Origin of the sequence: Sphingomonas sp. DG1-23, assembly GCF_030730875.1 — a bacterium.
Lineage (GTDB): Bacteria > Pseudomonadota > Alphaproteobacteria > Sphingomonadales > Sphingomonadaceae > Sphingomonas.
Genome location: NZ_JAVAMA010000010.1, coordinates 141,855 through 158,311, shown reverse-complemented (window position 1 = coordinate 158,311; position 16,457 = coordinate 141,855). Strand labels below are relative to the sequence as shown.

The window sequence follows — 16,457 nt, the reverse complement described above, 5'->3', positions numbered from 1 at the left end:
GGGCGGGTGAGGCGCGGCCACTAGCAGCGGGTTTCGGGCAGCGCAAGCCCCCATACGCGTTTTGGGAAAAGGCTTGGCGCGCGCCACACGAACGCCCACATAGCGGCGCAACCCGACATCACGCCCAGGAGCAACCCGTTGGCCACGCTTGGACTGTCCCCGCAAGAGAAGGAAGCCGTCGAGGCCTTCCGCCGCGACGTCGTCGAGCCGTCGATGACCAGCCTCGTCGTCATCGATTTCTGGGCCGAATGGTGCGGGCCGTGCAAGGCGCTGACTCCGGTGCTCGAAAAAGTGACGGCCGATTATGCGGCGAAGGGCGTCACGCTCGCCAAGATCGACGTCGACAAGAACCAGTTCATCGCCGCGCAATTCCAGGTGCGCTCGATTCCCACTGTCTATGCGATGTTCCAGGGCCAGCTCGTTGCCGATTTGACGACCGCGCGCACCGAGACCCAGCTGCGCACGATGCTCGATCAGATCTTGCGCCAGTTGCCGGTGCAGAGCGAGGAGGCGCAAGCAGAGGCCGAACTCGAGCCGCTGATCGCGATGGGCGAACAGGTGCTCCACGAAGGCGATGGCGAGCGCGCGCTTTCGATCTTCGAGCAGATCGCCGAGCTGGCGCCGGAGCATCCGCAGATTGCCGCGGGCCGCGCCCGCGCACTCCTGGGCCTCGGCCGCACCGACGAGGCCGAAGCGGTACTGGCGGCGCTCCCCGAGGACGGCGCCAGGGGTCCCGAGATCGAGCAGGCGCGCGCGGCGCTGGCGCTCGCTCGCGAGGCGACGCCGGTCGAGGACCTTTCGGCGCTTGAAGCCAAAGCGGCCACGGGCGACATGGAGGCGCGCTACGAGCTCGCCGGCGGTCAGATGGCCAACGACCGCGAGGCCGCCGCCACGACCCTGCTCGCGATGATCGCCGAGGACCGCGAATGGAACGAAGGCGCGGCACGCGCGCGGCTGCTCAAGCTGTTCGAAGCCGTGGGACTCGAGGATCCCTGGGTTTCGGCGCAGCGCCGCAAGCTTTCGGCGATCCTGTTCGGATGACCGCGACCCGGCTCTCGGTGTTCCCGCTGGCCGGCGCCTTGCTCTTTCCGCGGATGCACCTGCCGCTCCACATCTTCGAACCGCGCTATCGCGCGATGGTGTCCGATGCGCTCGCCCGCGACCGGCGTATCGGGATGATCCAGCCGCGCGACGCGAACGAACCGCCGGCATTGTTCGACATCGGCTGTGTCGGCCGGATCGCCGATGTCGAGGCGCTGCCCGACGGACGCTATGATATCGTACTGGAGGGGCTCGCGCGCTTCACCGTGCTCCGCGAGCTCGACGTCACGACGCCGTTCCGGCAGGTCGAAGCCGCGCTGGAAGTGCCGAGCGAAGAAGAGGTGCTCGCCATCGCCGAGCGCGCCTCGCTCGAGATCGAGTCGCGGCGATTCGCCGACGGGCTCGGCTATGCGGTCGACTGGGAAGCGGTGACCCGGCTCGACGACGAATCGCTGGTCAACGGGATCGCCCAGATCGCGCCGTTCGACGTCGCGTCGAAACAGGCATTGCTCGAAGCCGACGGCCTGTCGAACCGCGCCGAACTGATCGTCCAGCTGATGCAATTCTTCGGCCGCCACGGCGAAGAGGGCGGAGTGACGCTGCAATGACGATCGATTCGTGGCTGCTAGAACGGCTGGTATGCCCGGCGACTCGCACGCCGCTGCGCTATGACGAGGCGACGACGGAGCTGGTGTCCGATGAAGCGGGACTCGCGTATCCGGTGCGCGACGGCGTGCCGGTGCTGATCATCGAGGCGGCGCGACGGCTCCGCTAGCGGCGGGTGCTCAGCCGATAGGTGCCGGTGAACGACACGTTCGCGCCGCCACAGGCATTGTTGTCGTGCGCGAGCAGATAGGGGCCGAGCAGCCGCAATTGCACCCGGCAGCGATATTCTTCGTCCGGCGCATCGTCGAACGGGGCGGCTTTGTTTCCGTTTTCGCCGCTCTCGTCGACCGAGAAGGCGATTCGGTCCCCGGCGCTCCGGGTATCGACGGAGAATTCGCCGACATGGACCGCGCCGATCGCGACTCGCTGCGGATCGTGCCCGCCCCACGTCGCCGAGCCTTCGATGCGCAGCGTGCCGCGGACCCGGCCGGCCGCAATCTCGATCCCGGACTCCCAGGCTTTCCACGCACCCTGCCAGCTGGTTCCCGCCGCGATCCGGGTCAGGCCGGCGCTCTGGAGCCAGCCGCTGCGGGTCTTTCCGGCCGGGCTGACGAAGGTGACCGAGGTAAGCGTGCCGCGGGTTTCGCGCGCCACCAATACGTCGCCCGCGACGACATAGGCCCGGCTGGGCTTCGGCTTCGCGCCCTCGACCTCGTCGAAGAAGGCCAGCTTCGCGCCCGGCTTGACCTGCACCAGCCATGCATCTGCGAGCGGATCGGCGGGCTGGCTGGTGACCGGCACCGCCAGCAGCATCGCCGCGACCATCATATCGTCAGCCCCTGCAACAGCTTGGGCACATCGCCCGATTCGCCGCGCGCCTCGGCCATGAACCAGTTCTTGAGCGGCGGCAGCTTGTCGACCGCGGAGAGCCCGAAGCGGCGGATCCCGGCGGCGGTCTTGCCGGGGATGCCGAACAATCGGGTCAGCCCGTCGGTGGCCGCGGCGACCATGAAGGTGTCGAGCCCGCGCCAGCGCTGATAGCGCGCGAGCAGCTGGGAGTCGCCAAGGTCCATGCCCAGCCTTTTGCCCTCGACCAGCACCTCGACCAGAGTCGCGACGTCGCGGAAGCCGACATTGACGCCCTGACCCGCGATCGGGTGGATGCCGTGCGCGGCGTCGCCGACCAAAGCGAGCCGGTCCGCGGTGATCCACGCGGCATGGTGGAAACCGAGCGGATGGCTGAACCGCCCCGAAAGCGGTCCGAGCTTGCCGAGGAACCCGCCCATCTTCTTCTCCGCCTCGGCGAGATAGGCGCGGTCCGAGATCTTGTTCATCCCCGCCGCATCGCGCGCATTGACCGTCCAGACGATCGCCGAGCGATGCCCGTGCGCGTCGTCGAGCAATGGCAGGATCGCGAACGGGCCTTCGGGGTAGAAGATTTCGAAGGCGATGTTCTCATGACTACGTTCGTGCCCGAACGTCGCCACCATCGCGGCATGATCGTAGCTCCAGCGCGCGGTCTTGAGCCCCGCGGCGTCGCGCGTCGGCGAATTGCGGCCCTCGGCGGCGACCAACAGCGGCGCGCGGACCACGGCGCCCGAATCGAGCGTGGCGGTGACCCCGAATTCCCCGCGTTCGACCGAGACCGCGCGGGTCTTCATCCGCAGGTCGACGCCGGGTGCGGCCTGCGCGGCGGAGAACAAAGCGGTGCGCAGCGCACGGTTCTCGAACATGTGGCCGAGCGCGCTCCCGTCCGCGTCAGGCGCAAAATCGAGCTTGCCCGGGGCGAGGCCGTCGCTGACCCGGATGCCCTCGATCGGACATCCCTTGCCGGCGAGCCGCGGCGCCACGCCGATCGCTTCGAACATCCGCATCGGCGCGCTGGCGATCGCCGACGCTCGGCCGTCATACCCCGCGGCGAGGATGGTTTCGGGATCGGCGGGATCGACGACGATTGCGGTCAAGCCATGGGCATCGAGCGCGGTTGCCAGCGCGCTGCCGACCAGCCCGCCGCCGAGGATGAGAACGTCTGCGCTATCCATATGCCGAGCCCTAACGCTCCGTCTCCAGCGCTACAATTGCTTTCCTACATGGGAGCGTTCTGCTATTGTTCCAGATATCGGGCGGTTCGCGCTTCGCATCGGGAGCGCCGTGAGAAAGAAAATTGCGCGATCGAATGCGTTTCGGTGAATCTGGTCAATTTAGGGGGGCGGCAGGCCTGACTTGACGGGGGACTCGTCAGCGGCGATGATTCTGCCCGCACCCCCTGACAATCTGGAGACTGGGCCATGGCGTCCCGGGCACAACCGTCGCTGTTGCGCGACACGATGAAGGCAGGCGTGCGCCGCAGCGGCGCATTGATCGCCGGAACCCTGTTGTTCCTCGCGACCGTCGGGGTCGTGCTGGCGTTGCTCACCTATAATTCGCAGGATCCCTCGCTCAACACGGCCTCGGGCGGCCCCGCGCGCAACCTGCTCGGGTTGCCCGGCGCATGGATCGCCGATCTGCTGCTCGCCACTCTCGGCCTGCCGGTGGTGCTGATCGCGCCCGCGGGGCTGATCCTCACCAACCGGCTGTGGCTCGATCGCCCGCTCGGCGACTGGAAGCGAATGCTGCGCGGGGTGGTGATCGGCGTGGTGCTGATGGCGACGGCGCTCGCCTTTTTCTCGAGCGATTCGGTGCTGTGGCTGGTCGGCGGCTGGGGCGGCGTGGTCGGGCTGTCGATCGCCGGGCTGTTCAGCTGGATGATCGGGTTCATCGGCGATCCGGTGATCGTGTTCTGGATGAGCCGCGGGCTCGGAATGATCTTCGCGCTCGCCGGCTTGTGGATCTGGTGGCGGAGCCTCGACTTCACGCTGCCCGAGCGCGTGAGCATCGGCATGCCGCGGCTGTTCGGCCCGGCAAAGACGCCACTGCTGCGCGGACCCGATCCGCAGGAACTGCGCGAGCCCAGAGAACCGCGCGAGGCACGCGAGCCCCGGAAACTGGTGGTGCCCGACAATCGCCCCGGGCCGGTGATCGCCGAACCCAGCATCGCGCCGTCCCCTGCCCGGCCAAAGCCGCCGGTGCAGAGCAGCCTCGACTTCAAGGATACCTACAAGCTGCCGCCGCTCGACCTGCTCAAGGCCGCTCCGCCGAACCAGAATGTCGGCATCGACAAGCTCGCGCTCGAACGCAACGCGCGGCTGCTGGAGAGCGTGCTCGACGATTTCCATGTGAAAGGCCAGATCGTCGAAGTGAAGCCCGGTCCGGTCGTGACGATGTACGAGCTCGAACCGGCCGCGGGAATCAAGGCGAGCCGGGTGATCCAGCTCGCCGACGACATCGCCCGCAACATGAGCGCGATCTCGGCACGCGTCGCGACGATCCCCGGCCGCAGCGTCATCGGCATCGAATTGCCCAACGCCAAGCGCGAATCGGTCAATCTGCACGAGCTGATCGGCAGCGAAGCGTTCGAGGCACAGGGTGCGACCTTGCCGCTGGTGCTCGGCAAGAACATCGCCGGCGATCCGGTGATCGGCGATCTCGCGCCGATGCCGCATCTGCTCGTCGCCGGCACCACCGGCTCGGGCAAGTCGGTCGGGCTCAATGCGATGATCCTGTCCTTGCTCTACCGGCTGACCCCGGACCAGTGCCGGATGATCATGATCGATCCCAAGATGCTCGAACTCAGCATCTACAAGGACATCCCGCATCTGCTCGCCGACGTGGTGACCGATCCGCCAAAGGCGGTGCGCGCGCTGAAATGGGCGGTCGAGCAGATGGAAGACCGCTATCGGATGATGGCGTCGGTCAATGTCCGGAGCCTCGCCAGCTTCAACGACAAGGTGCGTCAGGCCAAGGCCAAGGGGCAGAAGCTCGGTCGGAAAGTCCAGGTCGGCTATGATCCCGATACCGGCCGGCCGATCTACGAGGAGGAGACGCTCGACCTCCAGCCGCTGCCGCAGATCGTGGTGATCGTCGACGAGCTCGCCGATCTGATGATGACCGCGGGCAAGGAGGTCGAGTTCCTGATCCAGCGGCTCGCGCAAAAGGCGCGCGCCGCGGGCATCCATCTGATCATGGCGACTCAGCGCCCGTCGGTCGACGTCATCACCGGCGTGATCAAGGCCAATCTGCCGACCCGGATCAGCTTCCACGTCACCTCGAAGATCGATTCGCGCACGATCCTCGGCGAACAGGGCGCCGAGCAGCTGCTCGGCAAGGGCGACATGCTCTACATGCCCGGCGGCAAGCAGATCGTCCGCGTCCACGGGCCTTTCGTCAGCGACGAGGAGGTCCAGGCGGTCGCCGATTTCTGGCGCGCGCAAGGTGCGCCCGATTACATCACCGCGGTCACCGAGGAGCCCGAAGACGGCGGCTTCGCGCTCGAGGGCAGCCCCGACGGCGACGATTCGCCCGAGGATCAGCTCTATCGCCGCGCCACCCAATTGGTCGCCGAGAGCCAGAAGGCCTCGACGTCATGGCTGCAGCGCCAGCTCCGCGTCGGCTACAACAGCGCGGCGCGATTGGTCGAGCGGATGGAGAAAGACGGCCTGGTCTCGCGCCCCGACCATGTCGGCCGCCGCGAGGTGCTGATGGACACCGACGGACGGCCGCTTTGAGGATCGTTTCGGCGAACGACGGGTTCAGGAGGCATTCAAGCCGCACCGCCTAGCGGCCAGCCTCATTGATCGGAGAAGATAGACGTGTTTGCACGGCCCCTCGCCTTCACCCTGTTCGCTGCCCCCGCGCTGATCGCCGCGGCGCCGGCGGGCGAGCTTGCGCAGGTGCAGCAGCATCTCGCCGGCGTGACCAGCATGACCGCGAATTTCAGCCAGACCGACCGCAACGGCCGCGTCCTGACCGGCACGATGACGCTCAAGCGCCCCGGCAAGATTCGCTTCCAATATCAGAAGGGCGTGCCCCAGCTGATCGTCGCCGACGGCAACAGCCTTTATTTCATCGACTATCAGGTGCGCCAGGTCGATCGCTGGCCGATCGGCAACTCGCCGCTCGCGGTGTTGCTCAACCCCAAGCGCGACATCACCAAATTCGCCAGGCTCAACCCGACCGCGGATCCGCGGGTCGTCTCGATCGAGGTCCATGATCCGGCGCATCCCGAATATGGCCGGATCACGATGATCTTCCAGAAGAACGCCGCCGGCCCGGCGGGGCTGATGCTCCAGGGCTGGGTCGCGCTCGATTCGCAGAACAACCGCACGACGATCCGGCTGACCAACCAGCAGCTCAACGCCAATGTGTCCGACGGAGTGTTCCGCTGGAACGACCCGCGGAGCCGGGGGCCACGGAATCGCTGAGTTTCCTGACGATCGTTCATGCTGGCGACAGGTTGCCGGCCCTAGAAACGATCTTGCGGATGTGGGGCGGTACCCGGGATTTTCCCCCTGTTGCTCGGGATCGAACCATTTCCCGCCTGCGTGACGAACGCTAGGTCGGCCCTCGCTCCATTGCCCCCGGAGCGGGGGCCTTTCCGTATCCGGCAGACCTGCTTACATCGCCCCCGATGAAGATCGCCTCCTGGAACATCAACTCGGTCCGCTTCCGCATCGAGATCGTCGAGCAGTTTCTGCGGGAAGAGACGCCCGACATATTGTGCCTGCAGGAAACCAAGGTGATCGACGGCGACTTCCCCGAGGCGCCGTTCCGCGCTTTGGGCTATGATCACATCATCAAGCATGGCCAGAAGATGCACCACGGCGTGGCGATCATCAGCCGCGTGCCGGTGATTGAGGACGACCGGTTCGACTGGCAGGCCAATCAGGAAGCGCGGCATGTCGGCGTGCGCCTGCCCAACGGCGTGCGGCTCGAGAATGTCTATGTTCCCGCCGGCGGCGACATCCCGAACCGCGAGGTAAATCCCAAATTCGGCCAGAAGCTCGATTTCGTCGAGCGGATGACGCGCTGGGCCGAAACGCTCGACGTGCCGACGATCCTGACCGGCGATTTCAACATCGCCCCGCTCGAATGCGACGTGTGGAGCCACAAGCAATTGCTCGACGTGGTGAGCCACACCCCGATCGAGGTCGAGGCGCTGGGGCGGCTGCAGGCGGCGCACGACTGGGTCGATCTGGGGCGCCGCTTCATCCCCGCGCCCGAGCGCTGCTTCACCTGGTGGAGCTATCGCTCGAAGGACTGGACCGCGAACGATCGCGGGCGGCGGCTCGACCATATGTGGGCCAGCCGCGAAGTCGCCGACAAGGCGGTGAGTCACAAGGTGTGCGAGCCGTGCCGTTCGTGGCTCAAGCCATCGGACCATGTGCCGCTCGTCACCGGGTTCGACTTTTGACCGACCCGCGCGCCGTCGCCCGCGCGGTGGATGCGCTGCGCCGCGGATGGCCCGTGGCTATTCGCGGGCGCGACGGGACGCTGCAATTGCTCGCGGTCGAAACCGCCGACGCTGAGCGGCTCGAGGCGTTTGATCCGGATCGCGCGGCGCCGGTGCTGCTTTCGGCCGGCCGCGCAGCGACGCTCAAACTGGCCAATCAGCGGGAGGCGGCGGCGCCCGACGGCCCGGTGCTGGTCGAACGGGTGCCGTGGCTCGATTTCGATACTGCGACGGCGCTCGCCGATCCGCAGCTCGATCTGGCGACCCCGCTCAAAGGGCCGTTCCGTGCGATCGAGATCCACGCGTCCGAGGCAGCAGCGACAGCGCTGCGGCTGGCGCGTGTCGCGGGTCTCTTGCCGGCCTTTTTCGCCATTCGCGGCGAGGCGGCGCACGCGATCACCCCCGCCGATATCGACGCGCACGAGGATGCCGACCGGCTGCGGATCGTCGGCCGCGCGCGGCTGCCGGTCGAAGGCGCGGAGGATACCGAGATCGTCGCCTTCCGGACCGACGAGATGCCGGGCGAACATATCGCGCTGCTGATCGGCCAGCCCGACGGCAATCCGCCGCTGGTCCGGCTCCACAGCGAGTGCCTGACCGGCGACATGCTCGGCAGCCTCAAATGCGATTGCGGGCCGCAGCTCAAGGCGGCGATTGCTGCGATCGAGGCGAGCGGCTGGGGAATCCTGCTCTATCTGCGCCAGGAAGGCCGCGGGATCGGGCTTATCAACAAATTGCGCGCCTATGCGCTGCAGGACCAAGGCTATGACACCGTCGACGCCAATACCCGGCTCGGCTTTGCCGTCGATGCGCGCAATTTCGCAGTGGCGGGGCGCATGCTCGCGCTGCTCGGGCAGAAGGCCGTGCGGCTGCTCACCAACAATCCCGACAAGGTGGCCGCGCTCGCGGCTGCGGGGATCACCGTCGCCGAGCGGGTGCCGCACAAGCTGCCGCCCAATCCGCACAATCAACGCTATCTGGCGACCAAGCGCGACCGCACCGGGCACCAGCTCTAGGCAATCAGCCGGGCGACCTCCTCGAAATCGGTCGCGATCGCCTGAACGCCGAGCGCACGCAGCCGATCGGCGTGGTCGGGCGCGCAATGCGTGCCGGCGCACAGCCCGATGACCCAGGCGCCCGAAGCGACCGCGCCGGTCACCCCGACCGGCGAATCCTCGAGGATCACGCAGCGGCCCATGTCGACGCCGAGCGCCTTGGCCGCATGCAGATAGATGTCGGGCGCGGGCTTGCCGCGATCGACATGCTCGCGGCCGCTGAAGATCTTGTCGCCGAAGGCATGGCGTACGCCGAGATGCTCGAGATGGCGGGTGATCCACTCGGTGCTGCTCGACGAGGCGATCGCACGCGGCAGCGTCGCCGGCAAATTCTCGATGAAGCGAATCGCACCGGCAACCGCAGGCAGCCCCTCTTCCAGCGCGCGGCGGTCCTCCACGGCGCGAGCCGCGTGAAAATCGTCGGGAATCGCGCGGCCGATCCACGATTCGATCGCTCCGAGGAAATCGGCGCCGGCCAGCCCCATGAAATTGGCCATCGAATCCTCGGGGCTCGTGGGATGGCCGATGCTCGTGAGATAGTCGGCGATCTGGCGATTGCCGGCATATTCGCTTTCGAGCAGCACCCCGTCGAAATCGAAGATCAGCGCGTCGAACTTCATGCGCGGGCTCCGAACAATGCGGTGCCGACGCGGACATGGCTGGCGCCGATCGTGACTGCGGTCTCGTAATCGCTCGACATGCCCATGCTGAGATCGTCGACGCCATGATCGCGCGCGAGCTTGGCGAGCAACGCGAAATAAGGCGCTGCCTCAACGTCCGCCGGGGGAATGCACATCAGCCCGGCGATCGGCAGATCGGCGGCACGCGCCCCGGCAAGCAGGTCCGGCAGATCGGCGACGAGGCAGCCGCCCTTTTGCGGCTCGTCGCCCACATTGACCTGGACGAAGCAGGGCGGGCGCCGGCCGGCCTTGTCCATCGCGCGGGCGAGCGCCGTCACCAGCGAGGGCCGGTCGACAGAATGGATCGCGTCGAACAATGCCACCGCTTCCTCGGCCTTGTTCGACTGGAGCTGGCCGATCAGATGCAGCGCGACGTCGGCCGTCTCGCGCAACGCGGGCCATTTGGCGGTCGCCTCCTGCACCCGGTTCTCGCCGAACACGCGCTGGCCGGCGTCGAGCAGCGGCTGGATCGCCGCGGCGCCGTGCAGCTTGGATACGGCGATCAGTTCGATCGAGTCGGACGCGCGGCCGGCGAGTTGCGCGGCGCGGGCGATCTTCTCGCGTACGTCCGCGAGGCGGGTTGAGGCTTCGTCCAGGGGCATGCGGCGCGCTATAGGCGGGCGGATGCGCCCCCGCCACCCTCTGCCGCAGCACTGGCTGATGACCGACGAACGCATGGGCGAATCGCTTTGGGATGCGCTCGCGCGGCTGCCGCGCGGCAGCGGCGTGGTGTTCCGGCATTACGGACTGGTGCCGGCAGCGCGGCGGGCGTTGTTCGCGAAAGTTGCGAGAGTTGCGCGCAGGCGGGGTCTGTTGCTGGTGCGCGCCGGGGCCGAGCGGCTCGGGCAGGAAGATGGGGCGCACGGACAAAAGGCGCGGGGGCTGCGCACCTGGCCGGCGCATTCGCGGCGCGAGGCGGTGGCAGCAGCGCGCGCGGGAGCCGATGCGGTGTTCATCTCGCCGGTGTTCGCGACGCGCTCGCATCCGGGCGCGCGCGCGCTGGGACGAGTGCGGCTGGGACTGCTGATTCGCGGCTTGCCGGTGCCGGTGATCGCGCTGGGCGGAATGGATGCGCGGCGCGCCGCCAGTCTGCAACCTTTAGGGATATATGGTTGGGCCGCGATCGATGCATGGACGCGCCAGCGAAGCGCGAACGGCTGATCCGGCTTTCCCCGGCCCGGCGTCAGAAGCGGAAGGCGGTACCCACATAGACCGCCTGGCTGTCGCGCCGGTTGTCGGTCATCTTGGGCAGGCGATCCTGCTCGCTCTTGTAGCGCACGCCCGCAGTCACATCGAGGTTGCGGGTCAGCGAATAGCTGCCGCCGACATCGATCGAATAGCTCGGCTTGTCGCCGATCAGCACCGGCGTGTTGGCCAGCGGCCGCTCGGTGGCGGCGAGGACCCGGCCGGTGACGCGGCTGCCCGAATAGCTGACGCCGAGATTGGCGCGTTCGGTGCTGCCCGGCTGGGCGGGAAGCTCGACGCGAGTCACGTCGCCGGCGACGGCGAAGCGCTTCCAGCCGACCGAGACGCCGAGATTATAGGCGATCGGCGCGAGGCTGACCGGGGCCGCTGCGATCACGTCGTTGCGGCTGGCGATCGCCGCAGTGCGCGTCGAGCGCGCACGGACCGCAACGGTCACCGCGCGGCCGCCGCGGCGCGATTCGGACGGCGTGAAGCGGAAACCGGATTCGGGCAGGCCGCTGCGGGCGAGGATCGCGGCGAGCTTGGGATCGGCGGCAGCCGGCGTGAAGGTGCCGATGCCGCTGCGCAGTCCCGCAGGCCGCTTGGCATAGCCCCGCTCGACGCGATTGCCTTCCTGCGCCTGGAGCGCCGGCGCGACAAGGGTACCGGCGGCGCAGATCGCCCCCAATCCCATCAATGTCGCCCAACGTGCCAGAAGCATTTTCATCCCCTTTTATATGGAGGTGCGTACCATGATTCGGAAGCAAGGTTCCACCGCTGGCGCAAATTTCGTGCCGGTGTTGCCCGATACCCACAGATTCGGCAGCGAATCGACCGCTTTGGCGGCGATTCTTCGGCGAAGGCCTCCGGGCGCTGCCGCCTTGCTCCCGCCACATGAGCCCCTATACATGCGTTCGCTTTATCCTTTCGCCTTTAGGAATGTGTCGATGAACCGCCTGTTGCGCACCGCGATCCTGGGGTCGCTCGCTCTTTCGATCACCGCGTGCGGCGGCAACAAGCGCCCTCAGGCGGATCTTGCCGCCTCGAAGGTCACCACGATCGGCGTCAATTCCTATCTGTGGCGCGCGAGCCTCGACACGCTGAGCTTCATGCCGCTGCTCCAGACCGATTCGAACGGCGGCGTCATCGTCACCGACTGGTACGTCAATCCGAACACCCCGGCCGAGCGGATGAAGGTGACGGTGACCGTGCTCGACCAGGATCTGCGCGCCGATGCGCTGCGGGTCGCGGCGCTGCGCGAAGTCAATCGCACCGGCCAGTGGGTCGCCGCCCCCGTCCAGGCCGCGACCGTGCAGAAGCTCGAGGACATCATCCTCACCCGCGCCCGCGATCTGCGCCGCGCCGCCATCGTCAACTGATCGGTCTCGCCTTCCTTCATTGGCTGGCGCGATGCCCGGCCCCGGCCCGTGCCGGGGAACGGGGTTGATCACGCCTGCTCCGCTTCGTAGGGCCGGAGCGCAGATTTGAAGGAATTTGGTACGTGTCGCGGTTCAATGCGCTGAAGTCCGATTCGCACTGGCAGAAAGTGTGGGAAGAACGCCGCACCTTCGCCGCGCGCGACGACAGCCCCAAGCCCAAGAGCTTCGTGCTCGAGATGTTCCCTTATCCTTCGGGGCGCATCCATATGGGACATGTCCGCAACTATACGATGGGCGACGTGCTCGCGCGCTTCCGGCGGATGCAGGGCATGGAAGTGCTCCACCCGATGGGCTGGGACGCCTTCGGCATGCCTGCCGAAAATGCGGCGATGGAAAAGAAGGTCCATCCGGGCAACTGGACGCGGGCGAACATCGCGACGATGAAGGCCCAGCTCAAGCGGCTCGGCTTCGCGCTCGACTGGACCCGCGAACTGGCGACCTGCGAGCCCGATTATTACGGGCACGAACAGGCGATCTTCCTCGATTTCTTCGAGAGCGGGCTGGTCTATCGCAAGGAGAGCGCGGTCAATTGGGACCCGGTCGACATGACCGTGCTCGCCAACGAGCAAGTGATCGACGGGCGCGGCTGGCGCTCGGGCGCTTTGGTCGAGCGCAAGAAGCTCAGCCAGTGGTTCCTCAAGATCACGCAATTCGCCGATGAACTGCTGAGCGGGGTCCAGGGGCTCGAGCATTGGCCCGACAAGGTCAAGCTGATGCAGGAGAACTGGATCGGCAAGAGCGAGGGATTGCGGTTCCGGTTCGCGCTGTCCGACGGTGGCGACGTCGAGGTTTTCACCACGCGGCCGGACACGATCTTCGGGTCGAGCTTCGTGGCGATCGCCGCGGACCACCCGATTGCGCAGCAGCTCGGCGCGGCCAATTCCGAGGTGCAGGCGTTCATCGAGCGTTGCAAGCAGGGCGGGACTACCGCGGCCGAGCTGGAGACGCAGGAGAAATTGGGTCTCGACACCGGCCTGCGTGCAACGCATCCCTTTGATCCTGAATGGAAACTTCCGGTCTACATCGCCAATTTCGTGCTGATGGACTATGGCACCGGCGCGGTGTTCGGCGTGCCTGCGCACGACCAGCGCGACTTCGAGTTCGCGACCAAATACCAGCTGCCGATCCGCCGGGTCGTCTCCGACGGCGACAAGACCCAGCCCGACTTCCACGATGCCGAAGCCTATTCGGGGCCGGGCACGCTGGTGAATTCGCACTTCCTCGACGGGATGGACGTGACCGACGCCAAGCGCGCGGTGATCCAGCGCGCCGAACAGGAGAATTGGGGCACCGGCACCACCGTATGGCGGCTGCGCGACTGGGGCGTCAGCCGCCAGCGTTACTGGGGCACGCCGATCCCGATCATCCACTGCGGGAATTGCGGCCCGGTCGGCGTGCCGCGCGACCAGCTCCCGGTGGTGCTGCCCGAGGACGTTTCGTTCGACATTCCTGGCAATCCGCTCGACCGGCACCCGACATGGAAGCAAGCGACCTGCCCGAAATGCGGCGCACCGGCGCGGCGCGAGACCGATACGCTCGATACTTTCGTCGATTCCTCCTGGTATTTCATCCGCTTCGCCAGCCAGCCGGGCGACAAGCCGTTCGACAAGGCGGTGGCCGAGCAATGGCTGCCGGTCGGGCAATATATCGGTGGAGTCGAGCATGCGATCCTGCATCTGCTCTACGCGCGCTTCTTCACCCGGGCGCTCCAGCATATCGGCAAGCTCGATATCGCCGAGCCGTTCGCCGGCCTGTTCACGCAGGGCATGGTGACCCACGAGACCTATAAGGCGCAGGACGGGCGCTGGCTGTCGCCCGAAGAAGTCCGCAAGGACAGCGCCGGCGTGATCGAGATCGCCTCGGGCGACGTCGCCGAAGTCGGCCGCATCGAGAAGATGTCCAAGTCGAAGAAGAATACCGTCGATCCCGAGCCGATCGTCGACCAATACGGCGCCGACGCGGTCCGCTGGTTCATGCTCTCCGACAGCCCGCCAGAGCGCGATCTCGAATGGAGCGAGAACGGCATCGAAGGCGCGTGGCGCTTCGTCCAGCGGCTGTGGCGGCTGTTTGACGGGCTCGAGAGCGCGACCGACGCTTCTGGCGGCGAGGACAAGGATCTCGACCGCAAGCTCCACCGCACGATCGCGGGCGTTGCCACCGATATCGAGGCGCTGACCTTCAACAAATCGGTCGCGCGGCTGTACGAGCTGGTCAACGCGATCGAAAAGGCCAGGCCCTCGGCCTCGCGCAGCAATGCGATCCGTACGATCGTCCGGATCGTCGCGCCGATGGTGCCGCATATCGCCGAGGAAGCGTGGGCGGCGATGGGCGGGGACGGCCTGATCGCCGACGCCGCGTGGCCCGAAGTCGACCCTGCGCTGCTCGTCGACGACGAGGTGACCATCGCGCTTCAGGTCAATGGCAAGCTGCGCGATACGCTGGTAATGCCCAAGGGGGCGCCCAAGGATGTGGTCGAGGCGGCGGCACTTGCCGCCGACAAGATCGTTCGGACGCTCGAAGGCAAAGCCCCGAGAAAGGTGATCGTCGTGCCCGACCGACTGGTGAACATCGTCGCATGAGGGCCGCGGGCCTTCTCTGCGTGGCGGCGCTGGCGCTGTCCGGGTGCGGATTGCGGCCGCTTTATGGCGGCGGTAGCGGCGGCACGGTCCAGTCGCTGCTCGCCTCGGTGCAGGTCGCCCCGATCGAGGGGCAATCGGGCTGGCTGGTCGCCAATGCGCTGCGCGACCGGCTGCATGGCGGCGATACCAGCCCGCGCTACCGGCTCGAGATCCAGCTCGACGATTCGATTGCCGGGCTCGGCGTGCGCCGCGACGACAGCGTCGCGCGCGAGCGGCGGACCTTGCGTGCACGCTATCAACTGGTCGATCTCGCCAATGGTACGGTGGTGCTCGACGCCACCGCCGGTTCGGATGCCGGGATCGACGTCGTCGGATCGGAATATGCCACGATCGCGGCCGAGAAGACCGCGCTCGAGCGCCTCTCGGGGATCGTCGCCGACCAGATCGTCGCCCGGGTGGCGCGCTATGCCCAATCGGGTTCGACGCCTGCGGCGCCTGTAGCTGCGGGCAGCGCGGGGCAATGAAGGCCAGCGCGGGGCAGATCCGCGCCGCCGTCGACAAACCCGATCCCGCGGTTCGACTCTATCTGTTCCACGGCCCCGACGAGGCGGGCGCCGCCGAGCTCGCCGAGCGGCTGGCGCGCGCGCTGGGGCCGGATGCCGAGCGCGTCGATCTCGATATGAAGGCGCTTCGCGAGCAGCCGGGGCGGCTGGCCGACGAAGCCGCGTCGCTCTCGCTGTTCGGTGGCGCGCGTTATGTGCGGCTCTCGGGCGTCGAGGAAGCCGCTGCCGAGGCAATCGGGCTGCTGCTCGGCGCCGAGCGCGCGGGTAGCCCGGTAATCGCCATCGGCCCCGGCCTCAAGGCGAGCGGCAAATTGGTCAAGGCGGCGATCGCCACTCCCGCGGCGCTCGCTTTCGCCTGCTATGTGCCCGAGGGAATCGACGCGGTGCGGCTGGCGACGACGGTCGCGCGCGAGCACGGCCTGCGCCTCACCGGCGATGTGCCCCAGCGACTGGCGGCGGCGGCCGGCGGCGACCGCGCCATCCTCGCGCGCGAGATCGAGAAGCTCGCTCTCTATCTCGACGCCGCACCCGAACGGCCGCGCGACGCCGATGGTGACGCGCTCGATGCGATCGGTGCCGATCTGGGCGATACCGAGCTGTTCCACGCGATCGACGCGGTGCTCGACGGGCGAGTCGCTGAAATCGGGTCCGAGCTCGCCGGACTGGGCGATGGCGTGGCAGTGCCGCTGATGCGCCAGCTGTCGCGCCGGCTGATCACGCTGGCCGAGCTGCGCAGCGACATGGACAAGGGCGCGAGCGTCGACGACGTGCTCGAGAGGCACCGCGTCTTCTTCCGCGAGAAAGCGGCGACGGGACGGGCGCTGCGGCGCTGGAACGCCACTCAGATCGCACGGGCGATCCAGCGCGTGCGCGAGACCGAGCGCGCACTGATGCACTCGGGAAGCGCAGGCGAAGTACTTGCCGAGGCCGAATGCACTGCGATTGCAAGGGCGGCGGCGCGAGCGCGGGGTTAGGAGCCTA

The 16,457-nt window shown here is 67.4% G+C and carries 17 protein-coding genes; 12 read left to right on the top strand and 5 right to left on the bottom strand.

Annotation, left to right across the window (positions count from 1 at the left end; genetic code table 11):
* Positions 1-153 precede the first annotated feature (153 nt).
* From Q9Q95_RS16440 to Q9Q95_RS16430, 3 genes are read left to right on the top strand one after another with little or no spacing between them, the layout of a single operon-like run.
* On the top strand, positions 154-1,041 hold the full coding sequence (locus Q9Q95_RS16440; RefSeq protein ID WP_306098275.1) for a tetratricopeptide repeat protein: 888 nt from the start codon (positions 154-156) through the stop codon (positions 1,039-1,041).
* Positions 1,038-1,649, top strand: a complete 612-nt coding sequence (locus Q9Q95_RS16435) for an LON peptidase substrate-binding domain-containing protein (RefSeq protein ID WP_306098225.1) — start codon at positions 1,038-1,040, stop codon at positions 1,647-1,649. Before Q9Q95_RS16440 ends, Q9Q95_RS16435 begins: the two co-directional genes overlap by 4 nt.
* On the top strand, positions 1,646-1,816 hold the full coding sequence (locus Q9Q95_RS16430) for a Trm112 family protein (protein WP_306098224.1): 171 nt from the start codon (positions 1,646-1,648) through the stop codon (positions 1,814-1,816). Before Q9Q95_RS16435 ends, Q9Q95_RS16430 begins: the two co-directional genes overlap by 4 nt.
* On the opposite strand, the gene Q9Q95_RS16425 is transcribed toward Q9Q95_RS16430, so the two are convergent.
* Entirely contained in the window at positions 1,813-2,475 is a 663-nt protein-coding gene (locus Q9Q95_RS16425) for a hypothetical protein (RefSeq protein ID WP_306098223.1), read from the bottom strand. The genes Q9Q95_RS16430 and Q9Q95_RS16425 overlap by 4 nt on opposite strands.
* Positions 2,472-3,689 (bottom strand): UbiH/UbiF/VisC/COQ6 family ubiquinone biosynthesis hydroxylase, encoded by a 1,218-nt coding sequence (locus Q9Q95_RS16420; protein WP_306098222.1) that lies wholly within the window; start codon positions 3,687-3,689, stop codon positions 2,472-2,474. Before Q9Q95_RS16420 ends, Q9Q95_RS16425 begins: the two co-directional genes overlap by 4 nt.
* A gap of 246 nt (positions 3,690-3,935) precedes the next feature.
* On the opposite strand from Q9Q95_RS16420, the gene Q9Q95_RS16415 reads away from it, so the two are divergent.
* The 4 genes from Q9Q95_RS16415 to ribA all read left to right on the top strand — a co-directional run bounded on the left by Q9Q95_RS16415 (position 3,936) and on the right by ribA (position 8,991).
* Entirely contained in the window at positions 3,936-6,251 is a 2,316-nt protein-coding gene (locus Q9Q95_RS16415; RefSeq protein WP_306098221.1) for a DNA translocase FtsK 4TM domain-containing protein, read from the top strand.
* A 78-nt stretch (positions 6,252-6,329) separates the two neighbouring features.
* The gene (locus Q9Q95_RS16410; protein ID WP_371876799.1) at positions 6,330-6,947 is read left to right on the top strand and encodes an outer membrane lipoprotein carrier protein LolA; all 618 of its coding nucleotides are present in this window, start codon (positions 6,330-6,332) and stop codon (positions 6,945-6,947) included.
* Positions 6,948-7,153: 206 nt separating this feature from the next.
* On the top strand, positions 7,154-7,936 hold the full coding sequence (locus Q9Q95_RS16405; protein WP_306098219.1) for an exodeoxyribonuclease III: 783 nt from the start codon (positions 7,154-7,156) through the stop codon (positions 7,934-7,936).
* A complete protein-coding gene (gene ribA / locus Q9Q95_RS16400; protein WP_306098218.1) occupies positions 7,933-8,991 on the top strand; it encodes a GTP cyclohydrolase II in 1,059 nt (352 codons plus the stop codon). Before Q9Q95_RS16405 ends, ribA begins: the two co-directional genes overlap by 4 nt.
* Here ribA and Q9Q95_RS16395 read toward each other — a convergent pair.
* Both Q9Q95_RS16395 and Q9Q95_RS16390 read right to left on the bottom strand, forming a co-directional pair.
* Positions 8,988-9,650, bottom strand: a complete 663-nt coding sequence (locus Q9Q95_RS16395; protein ID WP_306098217.1) for an HAD family phosphatase — start codon at positions 9,648-9,650, stop codon at positions 8,988-8,990. The two genes, ribA and Q9Q95_RS16395, sit on opposite strands and share 4 nt — an antisense overlap.
* The gene (locus Q9Q95_RS16390) at positions 9,647-10,312 is read right to left on the bottom strand and encodes a YggS family pyridoxal phosphate-dependent enzyme (protein WP_306098216.1); all 666 of its coding nucleotides are present in this window, start codon (positions 10,310-10,312) and stop codon (positions 9,647-9,649) included. The genes Q9Q95_RS16395 and Q9Q95_RS16390 overlap by 4 nt, the downstream gene beginning before the upstream one ends.
* A gap of 58 nt (positions 10,313-10,370) precedes the next feature.
* Here Q9Q95_RS16390 and Q9Q95_RS16385 point away from each other — a divergent pair, with 58 nt between their 5' ends.
* On the top strand, positions 10,371-10,871 hold the full coding sequence (locus Q9Q95_RS16385) for a thiamine phosphate synthase (RefSeq protein ID WP_306098215.1): 501 nt from the start codon (positions 10,371-10,373) through the stop codon (positions 10,869-10,871).
* A gap of 22 nt (positions 10,872-10,893) precedes the next feature.
* On the opposite strand, the gene Q9Q95_RS16380 is transcribed toward Q9Q95_RS16385, so the two are convergent.
* The gene (locus Q9Q95_RS16380) at positions 10,894-11,616 is read right to left on the bottom strand and encodes a hypothetical protein (RefSeq protein WP_371876795.1); all 723 of its coding nucleotides are present in this window, start codon (positions 11,614-11,616) and stop codon (positions 10,894-10,896) included.
* 226 nt (positions 11,617-11,842) lie between these two features.
* Here Q9Q95_RS16380 and Q9Q95_RS16375 point away from each other — a divergent pair, with 226 nt between their 5' ends.
* The 4 genes from Q9Q95_RS16375 to holA all read left to right on the top strand — a co-directional run bounded on the left by Q9Q95_RS16375 (position 11,843) and on the right by holA (position 16,450).
* The gene (locus Q9Q95_RS16375; protein WP_306098213.1) at positions 11,843-12,274 is read left to right on the top strand and encodes a DUF3576 domain-containing protein; all 432 of its coding nucleotides are present in this window, start codon (positions 11,843-11,845) and stop codon (positions 12,272-12,274) included.
* A 122-nt stretch (positions 12,275-12,396) separates the two neighbouring features.
* Positions 12,397-14,913: a leucine--tRNA ligase gene (gene leuS / locus Q9Q95_RS16370; protein ID WP_306098212.1), complete on the top strand. Its 2,517-nt coding sequence runs from the start codon at positions 12,397-12,399 to the stop codon at positions 14,911-14,913.
* On the top strand, positions 14,910-15,437 hold the full coding sequence (lptE, locus tag Q9Q95_RS16365) for an LPS assembly lipoprotein LptE (protein ID WP_306098211.1): 528 nt from the start codon (positions 14,910-14,912) through the stop codon (positions 15,435-15,437). Before leuS ends, lptE begins: the two co-directional genes overlap by 4 nt.
* Positions 15,434-16,450: a DNA polymerase III subunit delta gene (gene holA, locus Q9Q95_RS16360; protein WP_306098210.1), complete on the top strand. Its 1,017-nt coding sequence runs from the start codon at positions 15,434-15,436 to the stop codon at positions 16,448-16,450. Before lptE ends, holA begins: the two co-directional genes overlap by 4 nt.
* Positions 16,451-16,457: the final 7 nt, after the last annotated feature.

Excerpts from the sequence above, each read along its gene's own strand:
- Q9Q95_RS16435 (WP_306098225.1), top strand. The coding sequence starts at position 1,038 with ATGACCGCGACCCGGCTCTCGGTGTTCCCGCTGGCCGGCGCCTTGCTC.
- Q9Q95_RS16430 (WP_306098224.1), top strand. The coding sequence starts at position 1,646 with ATGACGATCGATTCGTGGCTGCTAGAACGGCTGGTATGCCCGGCGACT.
- Q9Q95_RS16425 (WP_306098223.1), bottom strand. The coding sequence starts at position 2,475 with ATGATGGTCGCGGCGATGCTGCTGGCGGTGCCGGTCACCAGCCAGCCC.
- Q9Q95_RS16420 (WP_306098222.1), bottom strand. The coding sequence starts at position 3,689 with ATGGATAGCGCAGACGTTCTCATCCTCGGCGGCGGGCTGGTCGGCAGC.
- Q9Q95_RS16415 (WP_306098221.1), top strand. The coding sequence starts at position 3,936 with ATGGCGTCCCGGGCACAACCGTCGCTGTTGCGCGACACGATGAAGGCA.
- Q9Q95_RS16405 (WP_306098219.1), top strand. The coding sequence starts at position 7,154 with ATGAAGATCGCCTCCTGGAACATCAACTCGGTCCGCTTCCGCATCGAG.
- Q9Q95_RS16395 (WP_306098217.1), bottom strand. The coding sequence starts at position 9,650 with ATGAAGTTCGACGCGCTGATCTTCGATTTCGACGGGGTGCTGCTCGAA.
- Q9Q95_RS16390 (WP_306098216.1), bottom strand. The coding sequence starts at position 10,312 with ATGCCCCTGGACGAAGCCTCAACCCGCCTCGCGGACGTACGCGAGAAG.
- Q9Q95_RS16385 (WP_306098215.1), top strand. The coding sequence starts at position 10,371 with ATGACCGACGAACGCATGGGCGAATCGCTTTGGGATGCGCTCGCGCGG.
- Q9Q95_RS16380 (WP_371876795.1), bottom strand. The coding sequence starts at position 11,616 with ATGCTTCTGGCACGTTGGGCGACATTGATGGGATTGGGGGCGATCTGC.
- Q9Q95_RS16375 (WP_306098213.1), top strand. The coding sequence starts at position 11,843 with ATGAACCGCCTGTTGCGCACCGCGATCCTGGGGTCGCTCGCTCTTTCG.
- lptE (WP_306098211.1), top strand. The coding sequence starts at position 14,910 with ATGAGGGCCGCGGGCCTTCTCTGCGTGGCGGCGCTGGCGCTGTCCGGG.
- holA (WP_306098210.1), top strand. The coding sequence starts at position 15,434 with ATGAAGGCCAGCGCGGGGCAGATCCGCGCCGCCGTCGACAAACCCGAT.